Source organism: Hymenobacter coccineus (assembly GCF_001816125.1).
Taxonomy (GTDB): Bacteria; Bacteroidota; Bacteroidia; order Cytophagales; family Hymenobacteraceae; genus Hymenobacter; species Hymenobacter coccineus.
This window is the reverse complement of sequence record NZ_MDZA01000455.1, coordinates 1-19550: the sequence shown is the minus strand read 5'-3', so window position 1 is coordinate 19550 and position 19550 is coordinate 1. Positions and strand designations below refer to the sequence as shown.

Genomic DNA, 19550 nt, shown 5'->3' with positions numbered 1-19550 from the left:
CGGCCAGCCGCTGGGGCCCCAGGTGAATTCGCTGAGCACGCCCTGGCGGCCCACCATCTGGCTGCCGGCCGCGGCGGCATAGGCGTGGTGCAGCAGGTACCAGCGGCCGTTGCGCTCCACGGCGGTGCCGTGGCCGGGGCACTTCCAGGCCGCGTTTTGGGTGAGGATGGGGTTGCGGGCGTACTTCTCCCAGGGCCCCAGCAGGGTTTTGGCGCGGGCCACGCCGGTGGCGTAGGTGCAGCCGCCCCCGCAGCAGCCGTTGGCCGCGTAAAAGGCGTAGAAGTAGCCGCCGTGGCGCACCATGCTCACGCCCTCCACGAGGTTGCCCTCCCAAGGCGCGGTGTTGCGGAACAGCTCGGTTTTGGTGCCTGTGAGGGCGGTGCGGGCCGCGTTCATGGGCTGGGCCCAGATGGGCGTGGGCTTGCTGACGCTGTTGCCGTCTTCCTTCCACACCAGGTAGGGCTGGCCCTTTTCGTCGCGCACCGGAAAGGCGTCAATCGAGCCGTCGGGCTGGCCCACCAGCGGGCCGTGGTCGCGGTAGGGGCCCTCGGGGCGGTCGGCGCTGGCCACGCCCACGGCCAGGTTGCCGCCGCGCTGGTGCGCCGTGTAAAAAATGTAGGTTTTGCCGCCGTCCTGGCTGATTTCGGGAGCCCAGAAGTAGTAGTCAGCCCAAGCTGGCCGCTCGCCCCCAAACACGCTGCCCGCCGGCGTCCAGTCCGTCAGGTTGGTCGATTTCAGCAGCGGAAACACGGGGCCCCAGTTCGACGACGTGGCCGTGGCCCAGTACGTATTCCCAATTTTCACCACCGACGGGTCGGGAAAATCGCCCGGCAGCACGGGCTCGGATACGGCCACAGCGGGCGGGGGGGTAGCGGTGGCGGGCGCCGGGCGGGCGCTAGGTTGGGCCTGGGCCCCCAGCGGGGCAGCACTAAGCAGCGCGCCACCTGCCAGGGCGGCGGCCAGTGGCCGAAACGTGCGGAAAGAAGGTTGAAAGCGCAAAACGTAGAAAAGCTAAGGAGTGAAACGCGGGCCGCAGCGCGGGAAGTAACCCAAACCTACGGCCGTTTTTTGCGGCTGGCCTTGGCCCGGGCGGGCGGCGCGGGCAGCGGGGCGGTTTGGTAAAAGGCCTGGCAGGTGCCGTCCACAAAGTTCAGGGCCACTTCTAGTACGGTGAGGCCGTCGGCGCCGGGCACCAGCTGCGAGCTGTAGTTGGGGCAGGGGTTGTCCTTGGCGTCGGGCACGGGCACGGGGGCGGGCACCTCCGTCCAGGGGCCCTGGCCGTCGTGGTCGTTCAGCATATACACCCGGCCGCTGGCGGGGGCTTTGGTGTTGTCGGTGTTGTTGAGCAGCAACTGGCCCACGGCCAGCAGGCGCCCCTGGGGCTGGCCGGGCAGCGGGGCCCAAGCCAGGGTGGGGGCGTGGGCAAAGTGGTGCCCTTCGGCCGACTCGATGCGGGTGCCCAGGTCCTGGGCGTCGCCCCAGTGCGTGCCGTCGGGCGAGCGGCGCAGGTAGGCGTCACAGCCCTGCCCGCACAGTTCGTAGCTCATGGCGTAGGTGCCGTCGGGCAGGCGGCGCACCACGGCCATGCCCGGGCGCAGGGCGCCGTCGGGGCGGCCCACGTCCAGCGTTTCGGGGCCCCAGGTGAGGCCGCCGTCGGCCGAGGTTTTGTGGGCCAGGGCCTGGTTGTAGCCCTCGGCCTTGTGCTCTTCGGTGGAGTAGTACACCACCAGCTGGCCCGCGGCGTCCACCACAAACTCGGCTTCCCACAGCCCGATGAAGCCCTTCACGGGCTCCGAGAAGAAGGCCCAAGTGCGCCCGCCGTCGGTGCTGCGGTACGCGCGGATGCTGCATGGCCCGCGCCCGCCGCGGTCAGTGCCCACCGAAGTAGCCCACAGCAACGCGCCGGCCGGGGTAGCCCCCAGGGCCTGCGGCACTTCGTACAGGCCCGAGCAGCACATGCCCGGCGGCGTGGCGTCGGCCACGTCGGCTAGGTGCTGCCAAGTGCGGCCGTTGTCGGGGCTTTCGTAGAGGGTGCCGGTCTTACCCACGTCGAAGCTGGCCAGCAAGCGGCCCGCCCCGGGCCCCTGGGCCAAGCGGATGACGCGCGGGTAGTACGTGGGCCGCGGCAGGTCGAAGCGGGTTTGGGCCTCGGCGGGGGCGGCTAGGGCCAGCAAGCCGGCCAGGGCCCCCAGCCAGTGAAAAAGCTTGTTCATGGCGCAAATGAGAAAGGGTGAGGGGCCCCGCTACTCGCCCGCGGGCCGGGGCACGGCCGTGCCGATGGCCACGGGCGTGCCGAAGTTGGGCGAGTCGTCGGCGTTCCAGGTGAACTTCTGCATGCGGGGGTTGCGGGCGTCGCCGCAGCCCTGGTTGGCGCCGCTGTTGGCGTGGTACACAATCCAATCCTCGGTGCCGTCCTTCGACTTAAAGAAGCCGTTGTGGCCCGGCCCGTAGGCCCCGCCGGCAGCGTTGGTGACGAGCACCGGCGTGGCCGATTTGCGCCAGTTGGCGGCCACCAGTGGGTCGGCGGTGCTGGGCATGCGCAGCTGGCCCAGGGCGTAGTTGTCGGTGTTGCAGTGGCTGGCCGAGTAGATGAGGAAGGTGCTGCTGCCGTGCTGGATGATTTCGGGGCCCTCGTTCACGGGCACCGGGCCGTACTTTTCCCAGTCGTACTGCGGGCTGCTCAGCTCCACGCGCGGGCCGGTGAGCGTCCAGGGGTTGCTCATTTCGGAGATGTAGAGGCGCTGCGTCTCCTCGGCGCCGGTGCGGTGGCCCGACCACACCAAGTAGCGCTTGCTGCCCTGCTCCAGCACCGTGCCGTCGATGGCCCACTCGTCCTCGGTGGGGTTAAAAATGCGGCCCTTCTCCGTCCAGGTGCCCTGCATGGGGTCGGGGTTGGCGTTTTCAAGCACCCACAGGCGCTGGCCGCCGCAGCAGCTACCGGGCCCCGCTGTGAAGTAGATGTACCACTTGCCGTCGAGGAAGTGCAATTCCGGGGCCCACACGTCGTGCGAGTTGGCGGCGGTGGCGCTGGCGGGCGTCCACACAATTTTGATGGCGCCGGTGGCCAGCTCCGCCATTTTGGCCGTTTTGCGGATGCGCACGTCGCCGCCGCTCGTGCTCAGGAAGTAGTAAAACCCGTCCTTCTGGTACACCCACGGGTCGGGCGCCGACGCCAGCAGCGGGTTGGTGAAGGTGGTAGCCGTCGGCGTGGTGGGCGGGGTGGGCGGCGGGGTAGGCGCCACCGGGTCGGTGGTGCCCTGGCAGGCCACCAGGGCCCCCAGCAGCACAACGCGGGTCAGAAACTTCGAGAACATTAGGAATTAGGAAAGGAAAAGGAAGGAGAAAGGACCGCCGCGCCCGGCGGCGCCCAAGGGGCTGGGGTAGCAAAACCCCTTGGGCGCCAACGACAGCGCCGCTGAAAAAGACTTTTCCAGCGGCGCGGTTGGGTGGGGGTGGGGCCCCGGCGCAGGTCGGCGGCTAGTAGCCGGGGTTCTGCTTGAGGTTGCGGTCGGCCGTCAGGTCGGTGCGGGTGATGGGCAGGTATTCCGACTTGCCAATCACAAAGTTGATGAAATCCGGGTCGTGGCTAGGGGCCTTTAGTACGTCGAGGGTGCCTTGGCTCTTCAGCAGGCCCCAGCGGTTCAGGTCGAGCCAGCGGGTGCCTTCGCCGGCCAGCTCGCATACCCGTTCGTGCATAATCTGGGTGCGCATTTGGGCTTGCGAGAACGTAGCCGTCAGCGGGGTTAGATTCACCGACGGGCGCTGGCGCACCTGGTTGATGAGCGGCACGGCGGCCGCCGTTTGGCCCAACTCGTTGAGGGCTTCAGCCTGCATCAGCAGCACGTCGGCGTAGCGAATCACGCGGAAGTTGATGCCCGAGAAGTAGTTCTCGAAGTTTTGGGTGCGGTCGTCCTCGTACTTGTGCCAGAAGGTGTCGGTGGTGGGCACGTTGCGCTGCTCGTAGGTTTGGCCAAACAGCAGCATGGGGTAATGAAACACGGTGATGTCGCGGCGCGGGTCGTCGGCGCCGCTCACCGTCTTCTCGCTAATCTCGGTCAGCAGCCAAGGCCGAGCGCGTCCGTCGGTCCAGCCGATGCCGGGAGGGCCAAAAAACTGGGCCCGCTCGAAGCCTTCGCTGGCCCCGGCCACGTCTTGCCCGCCGCCCTGGTTCACGCTGGAGAACTGGACTTCGAACACCGATTCGCTGTTGTTTTCGTTGGCAATGGTGAAATTATCCAAGTAGTTGGCCACCAGGGCGTACTTGCCCGAGTTGATGACGGTGGTGAACAGCGCCGAGGCCTCGGCCCACTTGTGCTGCTGCATGTACACCCGGCCCAGCAGGGCCTCGGCCGAGCCCTTGGTGGCGTGGCCCACGTCGTTGGCCACGGGCAAGTCGGCCACGGCGGCTTGCAAGTCGCTCACCACCTGGGCCATGCCTTCTTCCACGGTGGCCTGCATGGGCGAGCTGGTAACCGTGGACGGTTCCAGGATCATGGCCACGTTGCCGAAGTGCGTCACGAGGTTGAAGTAGTACATGCCCCGCAGGAAGTGGGCCTCCGCCAGCAAGGTTTTCTGCATGGCGGCGTCCATCTGAATGGCCGGCACATAAGCCAGGATTTGGTTGCAGCGGAACACGCCGCGGTAATGGTCTTCCCAGATGACGCGGGTGGGCTCGAGGTCGTAGTCGAACTGCACGAACCGGGTGAAGTTGGCCAGGTCCGTCCAGGGGCTCAGGCTGTAGCCTTCGTCCGAGCGGATGTCGTTGGCGAAGTGGAGCCAGCGGGCGTAGGTGCCCGGAAATTGCAGGGCCGAGTAGGCGGCCGTGACGCCCGCCGCGGCGTCGGTCTGGGTTTGCCAGAACGTGCCAACGGTGGGCGAGTTGGGGTTGACTTTGTCGAGCAAATCCTTCTGGCAGCCCGTGGTGAGGGCCAGGGCCCCCAGCAGGGCGGCCGCGGTGCGCTTATAAAAATGCATGGTTTGGGTAGCGTTAAATAAGTGAGAAGCCGGGGGCAAGTGGGGCCCCCGCGGCCGCGGTTTAGAAGCCCAGTTGAATGCCCCCGGTGTAGGTGCGCAGGTTGGGGAACGCGCTGAAATCAACGCCGCGCTGAAAGAAGTTGCCGTTCACAAACTCCGGGTCCGGGCCGCTGTACTTGGTGGCGGTAATCAGGTTTTGGCCCGTCAGGTACACCCGCAAGCTGCTGAAGCCCCGCAGGTTGCTGATTATCTGCTTCGGCACGGTGTAGCCCACCGTTACGTTTTTGAGGCGGCCGTACGAGCCGTCTTCGAGGAAGCGCGAGCTGCCCCGCGAGTTGGAGCCGGCGGCGGCTTGCAAGTCGCTGGTGGCGCCGCCCGCCTGTAGGGCCCGGGGCGTAGTGGTGGAGCGGTTGTCGGGCGTCCAAGGCGCAAAGTCAGCCCGGAAGTTGCTCGGGTCGTCGGTGCGGTCCATCGTGGAGCGGGCCACGTTGAACACCTGGTTGCCGCTGGCGCCCTGGATCAGGAACGACAGGTCGACGCCCCGGTAGGCCGCGTTGGCGCTGAGGCCAAATTGCAGCTTCGGAATGTTCGTGTCGTAGTACACCCGGTCGTCGTCGTTGATTTGGCCGTCGCCGTTCGTGTCGCGGTAGCGAGCGTCGCCGGGTTGGGCGAAGGGCTCGATTACTTTACCCGCCGCGTTCTTGTAGCTGTTCACCTCGTCCTGCGTCTGGAACACGCCATCGAACGGAATCAGGAAAAAGGCCCCCACCGGGTGGCCCACCGCCGTTTGCGTGGCCCCGCTGCCGATAACCTGCCCTTCCTGGGCCAGCTGCAGCACGTTGTTCTTAACAGTAGACAGGTTGGCCGATACGCCGTAGGTGAACGCGCCTTTGTTCTGCTGGTAGCCGGCCTGAAACTCGAAGCCGCGGTTCTGCAACTGCCCGATGTTCTGGTAGGGCGGCTGGCCGGGGTTGCCGAGGGCTGCCGCCAGGGTCGGGAAAATCAGGGCGTCCTTCGTAGTAGAAGTGTAGTAGTCTACCGAGAACGTGACGCGGTTGTCCAGCAAGCCCAAATCGAGGCCGTAGTTGGTCGTGTAGCGCGATTCCCACTTGATGCCGTTGCTGGCCAAGCTGGTCTGAATCTGGCCGTTGTTCACGTCCTGGCCATTGAAGGGGTAGTTGACGTTCTGGTTGATGACGCCCTGGTAGCTGTAGTTGCCGATGTTGTCGTTGCCGTTCACGCCGTAGCTCACGCGGGCCTTCAGGTTGCTGATGAACGGGGCCGAGTTCTTGAGGAAATCTTCCTCGCTGATGCGCCAGCCCAACGAGCCGGCCCCGAAGTTGCCGTACCGGTTTTCCGGGGCGAAGCGCGACGAGCCGTCGCGCCGGAAGCTGCCCGTCACCAAGTACTTGTTCTTGTAGTCATACACGAGCTGGGTGAAGTACGACCGTTTGGAGTATTCCTGGACGTTACCAAACACGCTGGTTGTGCCCGTGCCCGCGTCGAGCACGTAGCCGTCTTGGGCCCCGGGGGCATTGTTCACGAAGCTGCGGGCGGTGGCGCCGGTGTTCGTGTTTTTACCGCGTTGCTCCGAGTAGCCCACCAGCACGTTGACGCCGTGCTCGCCAATGCGCTTGTTGAAATTAAGGATGTTTTCGGCCAGCAAAAAGGTGTTGTCGCCGCGGCTTTCGGTCAGGAACGACGGGTCGGTGGGCGCGTTTTGCGAGATGCGGCCGAAGCGCCGGGCGTCGCGGTCCACGTAATCCAGCGATTCCACGCCCAGGTTCAGGCGGTAGCTCAAGAAGTCAAAAAAGGAGTACTCGGCGTTCACGCTGCCTTGAATCCGGTTGTTGTATTGGGTGCGCGTTTCGATGGTTTGCGAGCCCACCGGGTTGGTGCCGAACGTGTTGGCTGCCGGCGAGCCGTAGCCGTAGCCCGCCGTGTAGGGCGATTCGCTCGGGTTGTACACCGGAATGGTGGGCAGCAGCCGAATGGCGTCCTGGAAGGGCTGCCCGTTGGCCAGCGTGGTGAAGGCGTGCGCCAGCTGCACCGACTCGTTGATTTTGAAGCGCCCAGCGGTCAGGCCCGAGTTTAGGCGTAGGGTATAGCGGTTAAAGTCGGTGCCAATCAGGGCCCCTTTCTGGCTGAACACGCCGCCGGAAACCAGGAAGTTGGTGCTGTACTTTTCGCCCGTCGAGCCGCCGCCCAGGTTCACGTTGTAGTCTTGCACCGTGCCCGTGCGCAGAATTTCGCTCTGCCAGTCGGTGTCCGCGTAGTTTTCCGGGTTGGCCACTGAGCCGGGGAAGGGCAGGCCTGCGTTGGTGTAAGCTTGCCGCTCGATGGCGGCCCATTGCGCCGCATTGGTCAGTTTCCAGCGGCTCACCGTGTTTTGCACGCCGGCGTAGGCGGTCACCCCAATGGTGGGCTTGCCGACCTTGCCCCGCTTGGTGGTGATGATAATCACGCCATTGGCGCCCCGCGACCCGTAAATGGACGTCGAAGAAGCGTCCTTCAGCACGGTCAGCTGGTCGATGTCCGTCGGGTTGATGTCGCGGATGTTGTCCGTCCACAACCCGTCGACCACGTACAGCGGCGAGCTGCCGCCGTTGATGCTGCCGAGGCCCCGAATCACGATGTTGGGGGCCTGGCCCGGGTTGCCGCTGTTGTTAATCAGCACGCCCGTGGTGCGGCCCTGGATGGCCTCGCCGATGGTGCCCACCGGGGCCTTTTGGGCCTCCGTCACGTTCACGCTGCTGACGGCGCTGCTCAGGTTCTGGCGATCTTGGGTCACGTAGCCCAGCACCACTACTTCGTTGAGTTGCTGGTTGTCCTGCACCAAGCGCACCGTTAGCGGACCGCTAGTCACGGCCACTTCCTGTGTGGTGTAGCCCACCGACGACAGCACTAGGGTAGCCCCGGCGGGTGCGTCGAGGGTAAACTCGCCGTTGGCGTTGGTCGAAGTGCCGTTTTGGGTTCCCTTCACGAGCACCGTTACGCCGGGCAGGCCCTCGCCTTTTTCGTCGGTCACGCGCCCGGTCACGGGATCAGCCACAGGAGCCCGGTTGGTGACGAGCGGGCGGTACGCCGCCAAGGAATGGGCAACCCCAACCGAGGGCAGGCAACACACCAGCGCAGGAAGCAGATACCGTGGAGAAAGTAGCAGCTTTTTCATGGAAAAAATGGTAAAAATTGGGTAGATGTGGAAAGTACAGAAAGTGCAAACGTTTGCGCTACTCTAGGCAAAAAAACCGCCAGGATGACGGAAAAGCTTATTGTATTTAAAATGGAAGTGACTTGCTAAAGAAATGCATTTTTAAGGCAGTTTGCAGGAGAAACAAGTTCCTCTGTTACCATAACGCAACATCCGCTAGCTGTTTGCTTGTTGTAAAAATAGAAGTGCGAAAGTAAAATGCAAGCAACGAGGAGCTACTCGTTGGCCAAAATGAGCATACGATTGCATACTTCGCTATAATATTTTTTCAACCGCCGTGCAGGTGGATAATTTGGGTTCGTTACTAACCGCGTCAGTAGAGGCGAGGCATAGGCAAGTGCGCAATACTGCTGAACACAAGAGGCCCCTGGCCCACCAGCGCCGATCAGTATAGGCTTCTCAATGTAATTATTATACTTTAACAAGAAGAGGCCAGCGCTTACTGAATATGAATATGCGGCACCTGGAATGAATTAGAACTCGGCAATCGTCTCATCGCCACTATTCAGATTCTCTTCTTTATTAGTATAGTTTTGTTAAAAAGCGTTTAAATTAGGCAAATTCTGCGCAAACGTTTGTGCGTTATGCGGAAAAACCTGACCTTTAACCCGCCTAATCTGTACCATCAGGGCCCTAAACCTATCTACTTATGCCTATCGCTGCCATTTCCGCTGATTTCCACCGCCGTTTTGGCCACGAGCCTCTGCTAGTGCGGGCCCCGGGCCGCATCAACCTCATCGGCGAGCACACCGATTACAACGACGGCCTGGTGCTGCCGGCTGCTATCGACAAGGAAATCTATTTCGCAGTGGGCCTGAACGGCAGCGACACGGTGCGCTTGGCGTCGTTTGATAAAGCCGATACTTACGAGGTGGCGGTGGCCGACGTGGCCCCCAGCGACCACCTGTGGGCCAACTACTTGCTCGGCGTAGTGGCCCAGTTCCAAAAGCACGGGGTGGCCGTGCCGGGCTTCGACTGCGTGTTTGGCGGCAACGTGCCGATGGGGGCGGGCATGTCGTCGTCGGCCGCCATCGAGTGCGGGCTGGCGTTTGCGCTCAACGAGCTGCTGCACACGGGCTTCGACCGCATGACGCTGGCCAAGATGGGCCAGCAGGCCGAGCACACCTACGCCCACGTGATGAGCGGCCTTATGGACCAGTTTGCCAGCCTGCACGGCCGCGCTGGCCACGTGGTGCGCCTCGACTGCCGCTCGCTCGACTACGAATACTTCCCCTTTGCTGCCGACCAGTACCACCTAGTGCTGTGCAACTCGGGCGTGAAGCACTCGCTGGCCAGCTCCGAGTACAACAAGCGCCGCCAGGAGTGCACCCAGGGCGTGGCCGTGCTGCAAAAAACGCACCCCGCAATCAAGAGCCTGCGCGACGCCACCTTGGAGCAGGTGGAGGCCGCGCGCGACGCCATGGGCGACGTCGTGTACCGCCGCTGCCGCTACGTGGTGCAGGAAAACCAGCGCGTGCAAGAAGCCTGCGACGCCTTGAAGGCCAACGACATGGCCGCCGTGGGCCAGGCCATGTACGGCTCGCACGCCGGCCTGCGCGACGACTACCAGGTGAGCTGCCCAGAGCTGGACGAGCTGGTGGAAATGGCCCGCCCGCTGCCCGGCGTGCTGGGGGCCCGCATGATGGGCGGCGGCTTCGGCGGCTGCACCATCAACCTGGTGGCCGTTGAGCAGGTCGACGCGTTTGTGGCGGCGATGGAAAAGGCGTTTGAGCAGCGGTACCAGCAGCAGCTCGAAACCTACCACACCACCATCGTGGGGGGCGTGAGCGAGCTGCAAGCCGCCACCGCGTCCGCCTCCTAAATCCATCCCTTTTCGCCGCTTTCGCGTTTCCCGCTTATGTCCGATTCCGCCTTCGACCCCACCCACCAATCGCACCGCCGCTACAACCCGCTCACCGGGGAGTGGCTGCTGGTGTCGCCCCACCGCGCCCTGCGCCCCTGGCAGGGCCAGCAGGAAAAAACGCCCCCCGACAACCGCCCGGCCTACGACCCCACGTGCTACCTGTGCCCGGGCAACGTGCGCGCTAACGGGGCCCACAACCCGCAATACACCGGCACGTTCCGGTTCGACAACGACTTTGCGGCCCTGCAACCCGACGGGCCGGCCGGGGGCATCAACATCGACAACTTGCTGATTGCCGAGTCCGAAACCGGCGTGGGCCGCGTGATTTGCTTCTCGCCGCGGCACGACCTGACCTTGCCCGAGATGACGCCGGAGGCCATCCGCGGGGTGGTGGACGTGTGGGTGGACGAGTACCAGACCCTGGGGGCCCGGCCGGACATCAACTACGTGCAGATTTTTGAGAACAAGGGCTTCATCATGGGCTGCTCGAACCCGCACCCGCACGGCCAAATCTGGGCCCAGCACACTGTGCCCGTCGACCCCGCCAAGGAAACCGTGCAGCAGGCTGCGTATCTGGAAAAGCACGGCCGCACGCTGCTCACCGACTACCTCGCCACCGAGCTGCGCGAGCAGCAGCGCGTCGTTATCGAAAACGACACGTGGGTGGTACTGGTGCCGTTTTGGGCCACCTGGCCCTTCGAAACGCTGCTGCTGCCGCGCCGCGCCGTGGCCTCGCTGGAGCTGCTGAACGAGACAGAGAAGAACGACCTGGCCGACATCCTGCGCCGCCTCACCGTTCGCTACGACAACCTGTTCGAGTTGTCGTTCCCGTACTCGGCCGGCTGGCACCAGCGCCCCACCGACGGCCAGGAGCACCCCGAATGGCACCTGCACATGCACTTCTACCCGCCGCTGCTGCGCTCGGCCACGGTGCGCAAGTTTATGGTGGGCTACGAAATGCTGGCCAACCCCCAGCGCGACGTAACGCCCGAGTGGGCCGCCGAGCGCCTGCGCTCCCTGCCCGAAGTCCACTACAAGCAAATGGCCGCCGCCACCGCCGCGCCGGTCGCCGACGAGGTGGCCCCGCCCGAAGCCCCGGGCAAGTAGGGCCCCACGGTTTTAATTTCCGGTTTAATGAAAAAGGCCCGCTAAGTAATTAGCGGGCCTTTTCGCATGTAGCGTGGACTCTGCGAGTCCGCGGCTCTCGCTTCGTACCGCCGGTAATCGTGCAGCGACCGTTCAGAGCCGCGGACTACAAAGTCCGCGCTACATGCGCCTAGTCTGTTCAAACGCGCGGACTCGCAGAGTCCAAGCTACTGGCCCACGCTACTGGCCCGAGGGGACGGCTAGCACCTGCTCGGCGGGCACGGGCTGGCCGAAGTCGGGTGTGCCGTCGGGGCGCCACGTGAAGCGTTGCATCCGCGGCGTGCGCTTGGGGCCGCAGCCCTGGTCGGGCGCGCTGTTGGCGTGGTACAGCAACCAGTTTTCCTTGCCGTCGGGCGAGGTGAAAAAGGAGTTGTGGCCCGGCGCGTACACCTTGTTCTCGGGCGACTGCTGGAAGACCGGCGTAGGGGTTTTCGTCCACGACGCGGCCTTGCGCAAGTCGCTGTTTGCGTTGGCCGTGAGCATGCCGAGCACGTAAAAATCCGTCCAGCACCCGCTGGCCGAGTACACCAGGAACAGCTTGTTGCCGTGCCGAATCACCTCGGGGCCCTCGTTCACGGCCACGTGGGGCGGGTCGTTGGGGCCGTGCAGGTCGCCGTTGCGCTCCCAGTCGTAGGTGGGCGTGGAAATGCGCACCCGCGGGCCGGCCAGCGTCCAGGGGTTTTTCATGGGGGCCAGGTAAATGTCCTGGCGGCCGTTCACGCGGCCGTCCCAGCCCGACCAGATGAGGTACAGCTTGCCGTTGTTGAGGAACACCGAGCCGTCGATGGCCCACATGTCGGCGGCCGGGTCGGCCAGCTTGCCGCGGTCGGTCCAGGTGCCCAGCAGCGGGTCGGGCGAGGCATTTTCGAGTACCCAGAGGCGGTGCGAGGGGTTATCGCCGGCGTCGGCGGCGTAGTAGAGGTACCACTTGCCGCGCAGGAAGTGCAGCTCGGGGGCCCAAATGTGCCCGCTGTTGGGCCCCTTGGCCGGCGGCGTCCACACCACGCGGTGCTCGGCGTTTTTGAGGTCGGCCAAGTTCTTGGTTTTCCAGAGCGTGAGGTTGTCGCCCGTCGTGTTGGTGTAGTAGTAGTAGCCGTCGTGGTAAATGCTCCACGGGTCGGCCCCCACCGGCAGCAGCGGGTTGGTGAACGTGGCCGGCGCCGGGGCCCCCGTGGCCGGCACCAGGGCACGGGGGCCCCGCTGCCGGGTGCAGGCGGGCAGCAAGGCCAGCGCCGCCAGCACCAGCAAAAGCCGGGTTAATCCTCGAAAAATGCGCATCGTCGGATGAAGTTGTAAATTCAAAGCAGGGAGGAAAGGCCGTCATGCTGAGCGCAGCGAAGCATCTCTCCCGCAGCAGTAATCAATGATTAGTTCAGCAGTAGAGATGCTTCGCTGCGCTCGGCATGACGGCCTACTTTTTCTCATCCAGAAACAAGCCTAGGAAGCGAAGCGCCACCGGGGCCCTACTTGCCGTTGGTTTTTTTGATCAGGTCCGCCTCGTCCTGGTGGTAGGGCGTGCCGTCTTTGCGAAACACCTCGTGGAACCACTCGCCGGGCTCCGAGCCGTCGGCGATGGGCACGTCCCACTGGTACTTGGTGTTGGTTTTGCCGTCCACCAAGCCCCAATTGATGGCTGCTACGTTGTACTTCTTCAGCAGGGGCATGATGTTGACGAAGCGCGAGTTGCGCGGACGGGCCATGTACTCGGTGCAGAGCAGCGGCCGGCCGTGGGTGGCCAGCAGCGCGATGATGCGCTCGTGGGACGGCACTTCGTCGTAGCAATGGTAGGTGATGACGTCGGAGTGCAGGGCCTGGAAGGTGTTGAGGGGCCCGTAGCTGGGGTCCCAGTTCCAGAGGCCGGCGCTCAGGGGCTGGTCGGGGCGCACGGCGGTGGCCCAGGCAAACACGTTGCGCAGCAGCGGCAGCGAGGCCAGGCCCTTGCCCGAGTTGCCGGGCTCGTTGTACAAGTCCCAGAGGGCAATGCGCTTGTCGTGGGCGAAGCTCGTGAGCACGTCCGTCACGTAGGGCTTCAGGCCCACGAAGGTGGCCGAATCGCGCGAGGCCGGGTCGCCGGGGTCCTGCACCCAGCCCGAGTTGTGCACGCCGGGCTTGGGCGCGGGCTGGGTCCCCGTTTGGGCGGTCTTGTTCCAGCAGTCGTCGAAGAAGACGAAGATGGTGCCGATGTGGTGCTTGTCGGCGATGGTGAGGTAGTCGTTCACGCGCTTTTTGAAGCCGGCCGGGTCCTGCTGCCACGCCAGGCTATGCAAAAACACGCGCATCGTGTTGAAGCCGATGCCCTCGGCCCAGCCCAGCTCCTTGTCGATGGTTTGCGGGTCGAACGTGGTGGCCTGCCACATTTCGAGCTGGTTGATGGCCGTGCTGGGCGTGAAGTTGGCGCCCGACATCCAGGGGCGGGTTTTGTACCAGGCGTTGGCTTTTTCGGCCGACCAGCGGGGGCCCTGGCCCGTGGCCATGGCAGCGCCAGCGCCCTTGGTTTTGGTTTTGACTTTTTGGGCGTGGGCCCCCGGCGCGCCGAGCAACGCCACGAACAAGAGCAAGAACGAAAGCTTCTTCATGCGAAAATGGTAGAGAAAGGAATTGGTTGTTAGTATTTTAGATTAGAGCCTTATTCGCCCGACGGCACGGCCTGGGGCGTGGCCAGCGCGGCCGGGGCCCCAAAATTGGGCGTGCGTCGGGGTGCCAGCCGAAGCGCTGGGCCCGGGCGCTGCGCCCCTCGCACTTGCCGTCGGCGGCGGCCTTAGCGTGGTAAATGATCCAGTTTTCTCGCCCGTCGGGCGAGGTGGTGAAGCCGTTGTGGCCGGTGCCCCACACGCCGTTTTCGGCCGACGGCGAAAGACCGGCTGCGGCGCTTTCGTCCACGAATCGGCGCGCAGCGGGTCGGCGCCGGGGCGGGCCGTCAGCATCCCGAGGCAGTAGTTGTCGTCCCAGCACGCGCTGGCCGAGTACACCACGCACAGCTGCCCCCGGCGGCCCGCCAGAAACTCGGGGCCCTCCAGAATCTGGCGGCCGCCGCCTTTTTCCCAGTCGTAGGTGGGCCGGGCGATGATGGTTTCCTGGCCCGCGGCCAGCGTCCAGGGGTTGGCCATGGGCGCAATGGCCAGCACGCTCTGGGGCCCCACGTAGGCCGAGTACAGGAAGTAGCGCCGGCCGCCGTGCTCAAACACCGAGCCGTCGAGGCCCGGGTACTGGGTGTTGATTTTGCCTTTGTCTACCCACTTGCCGGCGGTAGGGTCGGGGCTGGCGTTTTCCAGCACGAACACGTAGCGCGTCTGGTCGCTCGGGTTGGCCCGGTCGGAGGCCGTGTAGTAGAGGTACCACTTGCCGCCGAGGAAGTGCAGCTCCGGGGCCCAAATTTGGGTGGAGTTGGGCCCCGCGGCGGGCGGCGTCCACACCACTGCGCCGGGGGCGTCCTTTATCCCTTCCAGGGTTTTCGACTTCCACAGCGTGAGGTTTTTCCCCATCGTGTTGGTGTAGTAGTAATAGCCGCCGCGGCGGACCACCCACGGGTCGGGCCCGTTCGCCTTCAGCGGGTTAGTAAAAGTGCGGCCGGCCGCGGGGCCCTGGGCCCGGGCCCCCGGCAGGGCCCCGAGCAGCGCCAGGAAAAGCAGAATTTTACAACGAAGCATCGGTGGGGGTGAGGGAAGGCAGAAGTGGGCTAGGGCACGACGGGCAGTGCCACAACGCGCAGCTTGGTGCAGCCGTAGGGCAGGAAAGTGAGCGTTTCGGTGGCCGCGTCCACGGGGCCCTTGTACACGCCGTCGCGGGGCGTGACGGGCTGCGGGGCCACGCCCGCGTTGAGCTGCCACGCCGGAATGCGCCGGCCGGTGGTGGTGAGCACGACGGGGGCGTTGGCGGCGTTCCAGTAGAAGCCGGGGGCGCTGGCGGCCAAGGGTTTCGCCGCCACAGTGGTGCGGCCCACCGGGTCGTCAATCACGGCCTTGGGCAGGCCGTAGTTCCACGGGCTCTGGGGCTGGATGGTGAAGTAGCGGCCTTCTTCGGGCAGGCTGCTTTCCTGCCACTGCTCCTGGATTTTGAGGGCGTACACCAGGGGCCCCCGCTCCAGGGTGCGCGAGTTGCGGGCCCAGTTGCTGGTGCGCACCGCCATGGGCAGGCGCAGCGTGAGGCGGTCGTGGGGCCTCCAGGTGCGGGCCACGGTGATGATTTGCCCGCCCCGGTCGGTGCGCAACGGCTGGCCGTTGAGCAGCACGGTGGCCTCGGTGCACCACGCCGGCAGCCGCAGCGCCAGCGGAAAGGCGGTGGGTTTTTTTAGCTCCACCACGAAGTCCACCCGGTCGCCAAACGGGTAGGCCGTTTCCTCGCGGATGGTCACCGGCACGGTGCCGTTCACGGTGGTGGTCAAGGTGTTCGGCGCGTACTCGAGGGCGGCCACGCCCTGGGCCGGGGTGGCGTACCAGAGGTGGGTGGCAAACTTGGCCCAGCCCTGGTGCATGTTGGCGGTGCAGCACGTGTAGCCGGCGTAGGGCCCAAACACGTTGTTCATACCCCGCTCGAAGGGCAGTGTGAAGTCGGACACGCCGCGGGCCACCTGCACCTGGTTGGCCACCTGGAAGTACTGGCGGTCGGTGTAGTCGTCGGTGGTTTGGGCGGGCAGGGCGTTGTAGGCGATGCGCTCCAGGGCGTCGAGGTAGGCGGTTTCGCCGGTCAGGGCGGCGGCTTGCTCCAGCGAAAACATGGTTTCCACGATGGCGCACAGCTCCGTGCCCTGCGTGGGCAGGTTGCCGTGCAAGTCCTCGTCGGCCGAAAACATGCCGTGCGGCAGGCCGTGCAGCGTCATCAAGTCGTGCCAACCCGTGCGCAGGGCCTGGTGGTACTGCGGGTCGGCGGGGTGGGCCTGGGCGTACACCGCGGGCAGCTTCAGGCCCATGGCCACGTTCACGCCGTGGCGGTCCATCCAATGGGCTCCGGTCTGGTTGGCGGCGGCGTCCATCACCCAGTCGCGCCCGCCGAGGTAGGCCGTCCAGGGCGTGGTTTGCTGATACAGCAATTCGCCCAGTTCCAGCAGAAACGGCGCCCCCGTTTGGCGGTATAACCAGTACACCACCAGCAGGTTGTCGCCGCCGCGGGTGGTGCTCCATTCGCTCCACTTGCCCAGGGGCGTGGCCTTCAGGTTTTGCAGCTGGTACTGGAAGTAGCGCGTCATGAAGGGCAGCACCCGCGCATCGTGGGTAGCCTGGTAGTGCTGCTGCAACACCTTGAGCAGCACCATGCGCGGCCACCAATCCTCGCCCTGGGGCCCGGCGGCCACCGGCGCACCGCCGGCCCGCTCGGCCTTGGTGAGGGGCCCAAAGTAGCCCGACGGCCGCTGGTGGGCCAGCGACCAGTCTACGTAGCGCTGCACCTTGGCCAGCAAGGCCTTGTCGTGCAGCAAGTGCGCCACAGGCAGGGCCCCGTCGAGCCAGTACGGCGTTTCCTCCCCGACGTCGCTAGCCCCGCCGAGCCAGCCGTTGTCGTCGCGCAGCTTGGGGTAGGTTTCGTCGAGGTGGCCGGTGGTGTGGTCGCGCATGATTTCCAGCTGCCGCCGCAGCCAGCCGTCGGGCCGAATGGCCCCCGGGGCCAGCTCCTGGTACGCCAGCGGCGCCAGGGGCGGGGCAGGCAGGGCGGCCCGGGCGGCGGGCCCCAGCAGCACCAAGGCCAGCGCGCCCCGCATGCCGCGCCAAAACGACTGCAAGCAAACGTTAGTCATGAACCAAGCAGAAAAAGCAAAAAATACCATTCCAACGTTCATCTAAAACCCCGTTGGCGTTGCCGCCCGCAAGGTATAGGTTATTTACCGACTAGTGCAAACGTTTGCATTTATATTTGAAAAGTACCTACATTCGCCAGCTAGCCACACGGTCCTAAATGTCGCGTAGCTTGCGTCAATTCCTAACCCCCGCCATGTCCGTTCCCGATTCTCGCCGCACCTTTTTGCGCTTGGCCGCCGCGGCCGGCGGGGTGCTGGCTCTGCTGCCCAGCCGCAACGCCCGGGCCGCCGCCCGCACCTACACCAACCCTGTGGTGCCGCGCAACTTTCCCGACCCCGCCGTGCTCCAGCACCAGGGCCGGTACTACGCGTTTGGCACCACCGGGCAGGGGCGCACGGCCGATGGGCGCATTTTCAGCGTGCTGGTTTCCAGTAATTTGGTGGATTGGCGCGACGCCGGTGGGGCCCTGGTGCCGCCGCCCGGCAGCGACGGCCTGGATTTTTGGGCCCCCGAGGTGGTGTTCCACGCCGGCACGTTTTACATGTACTACTCGCGGGGCGGCGGGGCCATTGCGGCCACCGTGGGGCACCGCTTGCACGTGGCCACCAGCACACTGCCGCAGGGGCCCTACACCGAAGTGGCCCAGCTCAACGTGCCAGAGAGCAAGTTCACCATCGACGCGCACCCGTTCAAAGACGACGACGGGCAGTGGTACTTGTTCTACGCCCGCGACTTTATTGACTCGGACGACGGCTACTTCCCCGGCACCGGCCTGGCCGTGGACCGCCTGGCCACCATGACGACGCTGGCCCACCAGGCGCGCACCGTGCTGCGCGCCCGCCACCCCTGGACGATTTTCGAGGCCAACCGCCGGATGCCGCTCTACAACAACCAGGTGTTTGCGCAGTGGCACACGCTGGAGGGCCCCTACGTGCGCCGCCACGCCGGAAAATACTACTGCTTTTACAGCGGGGCCAACTTCCTGACCGACCGCTACGGCGTGGATTTTTGCGTGGCCGACAGCCCCCTGGGGCCCTACTCGGAGGCCGGCGGCGGGGCCGGCGCGCGGGTGCTGCACGCGGTGCCGGGCCACGTGCGGGGCCCCGGCCACCACTCGCACGCCGTGGGCCCCGACGGCAAAACCGAGTACTTGGTGTACCACGCCTGGAACCCGCAAATGACAGAACGCCAGCTCTGTATCGACCCGCTGGCTTGGACGGCCCAGGGGCCCCGCTGCCTGGGGCCCACCTACACGCCGCAGCCGCTGCCGGGCTAAAAAAATAAGCAGCACCGGGCTGCCCCGCGGGGGAAAAATTTGCGTAGATCTTTGCGTGGCGATTTTCGCTGCTTTTGTCCTAACCCCTTCCGCCCGTTGGCTTCCAAGCGCGCTTCCATCACCGACATGGCCACGGCCCTGGGCGTGTCGGTGTCCACCATTTCGCGGGCGCTGAGCAACCACCCGAGCATCAGCGACGCCACCAAAAAGCGCGTCACCAAGCTGGCCAAGGAACTGAACTACCACCCCAACCACATGGCGGCGGGCCTGCGCAAGGGCCGCAGCAACATGCTGGGCGTGCTGGTGCCGCACATCGATGGCCACTTTTTTACAATGGTGGTGAAGGGAATCGAAACCGTGGCCACCAAGGCGGGCTTCAACATCCTCATCTGCCAGTCGAACGAGGACGTGGCCCACGAGCGCAAAAACATCGAAACCCTCATCAATGCCCAGGTAGAAGGCATTATGGTGTCGCTGGCCCGCACCACGCGCGACTTCAAGCACTTCGACAAGGCGGCCAAGCGCGACCTGCCGCTGGTATTTTTCGACCGCATTCTGGAGGGGCGCGACGTGAACGCCGTGGTGCTCGACGACCGCGAGGGCGCCTACCAAAGCACGATGCACCTGCTGGCCCAGGGCTGCCGGCGCATTGCCCACTTCGCGGGGCCCCAGCACCTGAACATCTACAAAAACCGCCGCCAGGGCTACCTCGACGCCCTGCGCGAGCACGACGTGCCCTTCGACGAGGCCCTGGTGTTCACCTGCGACATGCGGCTGGAGGACGGCATCCAGGGCATGGAGCAGTTGCTGAAGCTGCCCCAGCGGCCCGACGCGGTGTTTTCGGCCAGCGACTTCTCGGCCGTGGGGGCCCTGCAAGTGCTGAAAAAACGCGGCCTGCGCGTGCCCCAGGACGTGGCCCTGACGGGCTTCAGCAACGAGATGTTCACCTCGTTCACCGAGCCCATGCTCACCACCGTGGACCAGCGCTGCGAGCAAATGGGCCAGGCCGCCGCCCGCCTGCTGCTCGAAATACTGGGCGAAAAGCGCCAGGACGTGTCACCGCGCCGGGTGTTGCTCCAGCCCGATTTGCTGGTGCGGGCCTCCTCGCTGCGCCTGCGGTAGGGGCCGGGCGGGGCCCCGGCGCCAACCATAACCCCGCCGGCCGCGTTGGGGAGGTGGACGTGTGCACGAACGACGGATGAGATTACGCTTGCTTTTGCCTGGGCTGCTGGGGCTGTTGGCGGCCCCGGCGCGGGCCCAGCAGTCCGGTGCCGCCGCCGATTCGGTGCGCCGCCCCACCCAAGACCTGGGCGACCTGGTGCGGCGGGTGCTGCCGCGCCGGCGGCCCCGCGC

General features: G+C 65.3%; 12 protein-coding genes and 1 pseudogene. 4 read left to right on the top strand and 9 right to left on the bottom strand.

What is annotated here, in order from left to right; all coding sequences use genetic code 11:
• From BEN49_RS24625 to BEN49_RS24605, 5 genes are all read right to left on the bottom strand, one after another.
• Window positions 1–999, bottom strand: a 999-nt coding sequence (locus BEN49_RS24625; protein WP_239692094.1) for a glycoside hydrolase family 43 protein, incomplete at its 3' end; no start/stop codon positions are given.
• A gap of 56 nt (window positions 1000–1055) precedes the next feature.
• Entirely contained in the window at window positions 1056–2213 is a 1158-nt protein-coding gene (locus tag BEN49_RS24620; RefSeq protein ID WP_070747611.1) for a sialidase/neuraminidase family protein, read from the bottom strand.
• Between the two features lie 30 nt (window positions 2214–2243).
• Window positions 2244–3314, bottom strand: a complete 1071-nt coding sequence (locus BEN49_RS24615) for a glycoside hydrolase family 43 protein (protein ID WP_204376201.1) — start codon at window positions 3312–3314, stop codon at window positions 2244–2246.
• A 163-nt stretch (window positions 3315–3477) separates the two neighbouring features.
• A complete protein-coding gene (locus BEN49_RS24610; protein ID WP_070747608.1) occupies window positions 3478–4974 on the bottom strand; it encodes a RagB/SusD family nutrient uptake outer membrane protein in 1497 nt (498 codons plus the stop codon).
• 61 nt (window positions 4975–5035) lie between these two features.
• Window positions 5036–8026: a SusC/RagA family TonB-linked outer membrane protein gene (locus BEN49_RS24605; protein ID WP_070747628.1), complete on the bottom strand. Its 2991-nt coding sequence runs from the start codon at window positions 8024–8026 to the stop codon at window positions 5036–5038.
• Window positions 8027–8834: 808 nt separating this feature from the next.
• On the opposite strand from BEN49_RS24605, the gene galK reads away from it, so the two are divergent.
• Together galK and BEN49_RS24595 are read left to right on the top strand one after the other, a co-directional pair.
• The gene (galK, locus tag BEN49_RS24600) at window positions 8835–10007 is read left to right on the top strand and encodes a galactokinase (protein ID WP_070747606.1); all 1173 of its coding nucleotides are present in this window, start codon (window positions 8835–8837) and stop codon (window positions 10005–10007) included.
• A 36-nt stretch (window positions 10008–10043) separates the two neighbouring features.
• On the top strand, window positions 10044–11156 hold the full coding sequence (locus tag BEN49_RS24595; protein ID WP_070747603.1) for a UDP-glucose--hexose-1-phosphate uridylyltransferase: 1113 nt from the start codon (window positions 10044–10046) through the stop codon (window positions 11154–11156).
• Between the two features lie 219 nt (window positions 11157–11375).
• On the opposite strand, the gene BEN49_RS24590 is transcribed toward BEN49_RS24595, so the two are convergent.
• The 4 genes and pseudogenes from BEN49_RS24590 to BEN49_RS24575 all read right to left on the bottom strand — a co-directional run bounded on the left by BEN49_RS24590 (window position 11376) and on the right by BEN49_RS24575 (window position 16920).
• Entirely contained in the window at window positions 11376–12473 is a 1098-nt protein-coding gene (locus BEN49_RS24590) for a glycoside hydrolase family 43 protein (protein WP_083326456.1), read from the bottom strand.
• 185 nt (window positions 12474–12658) lie between these two features.
• The gene (locus BEN49_RS24585) at window positions 12659–13771 is read right to left on the bottom strand and encodes a glycoside hydrolase 5 family protein (protein WP_083326455.1); all 1113 of its coding nucleotides are present in this window, start codon (window positions 13769–13771) and stop codon (window positions 12659–12661) included.
• Window positions 13772–13808: 37 nt separating this feature from the next.
• Window positions 13809–14842: pseudogene (locus BEN49_RS24580) on the bottom strand (glycoside hydrolase family 43 protein).
• A gap of 29 nt (window positions 14843–14871) precedes the next feature.
• On the bottom strand, window positions 14872–16920 hold the full coding sequence (locus BEN49_RS24575) for a beta-L-arabinofuranosidase domain-containing protein (RefSeq protein ID WP_070747597.1): 2049 nt from the start codon (window positions 16918–16920) through the stop codon (window positions 14872–14874).
• 194 nt (window positions 16921–17114) lie between these two features.
• Between BEN49_RS24575 and BEN49_RS24570 the strand changes: the two genes are divergently transcribed.
• Both BEN49_RS24570 and BEN49_RS24565 read left to right on the top strand, forming a co-directional pair.
• A complete protein-coding gene (locus BEN49_RS24570) occupies window positions 17115–18197 on the top strand; it encodes a glycoside hydrolase family 43 protein (protein ID WP_083326454.1) in 1083 nt (360 codons plus the stop codon).
• A gap of 96 nt (window positions 18198–18293) precedes the next feature.
• Window positions 18294–19319 (top strand): LacI family DNA-binding transcriptional regulator, encoded by a 1026-nt coding sequence (locus BEN49_RS24565; protein ID WP_083326453.1) that lies wholly within the window; start codon window positions 18294–18296, stop codon window positions 19317–19319.
• The last annotated feature ends 231 nt before the right edge of the window (window positions 19320–19550 follow it).

Excerpts from the sequence above, each read along its gene's own strand:
- BEN49_RS24570 (WP_083326454.1), top strand. The coding sequence starts at position 17,115 with ATGTCCGTTCCCGATTCTCGCCGCACCTTTTTGCGCTTGGCCGCCGCG.
- BEN49_RS24595 (WP_070747603.1), top strand. The coding sequence starts at position 10,044 with ATGTCCGATTCCGCCTTCGACCCCACCCACCAATCGCACCGCCGCTAC.
- BEN49_RS24610 (WP_070747608.1), bottom strand. The coding sequence starts at position 4,974 with ATGCATTTTTATAAGCGCACCGCGGCCGCCCTGCTGGGGGCCCTGGCC.
- BEN49_RS24575 (WP_070747597.1), bottom strand. The coding sequence starts at position 16,920 with ATGACTAACGTTTGCTTGCAGTCGTTTTGGCGCGGCATGCGGGGCGCG.
- BEN49_RS24620 (WP_070747611.1), bottom strand. The coding sequence starts at position 2,213 with ATGAACAAGCTTTTTCACTGGCTGGGGGCCCTGGCCGGCTTGCTGGCC.
- BEN49_RS24615 (WP_204376201.1), bottom strand. The coding sequence starts at position 3,314 with ATGTTCTCGAAGTTTCTGACCCGCGTTGTGCTGCTGGGGGCCCTGGTG.
- galK (WP_070747606.1), top strand. The coding sequence starts at position 8,835 with ATGCCTATCGCTGCCATTTCCGCTGATTTCCACCGCCGTTTTGGCCAC.
- BEN49_RS24585 (WP_083326455.1), bottom strand. The coding sequence starts at position 13,771 with ATGAAGAAGCTTTCGTTCTTGCTCTTGTTCGTGGCGTTGCTCGGCGCG.
- BEN49_RS24590 (WP_083326456.1), bottom strand. The coding sequence starts at position 12,473 with ATGCGCATTTTTCGAGGATTAACCCGGCTTTTGCTGGTGCTGGCGGCG.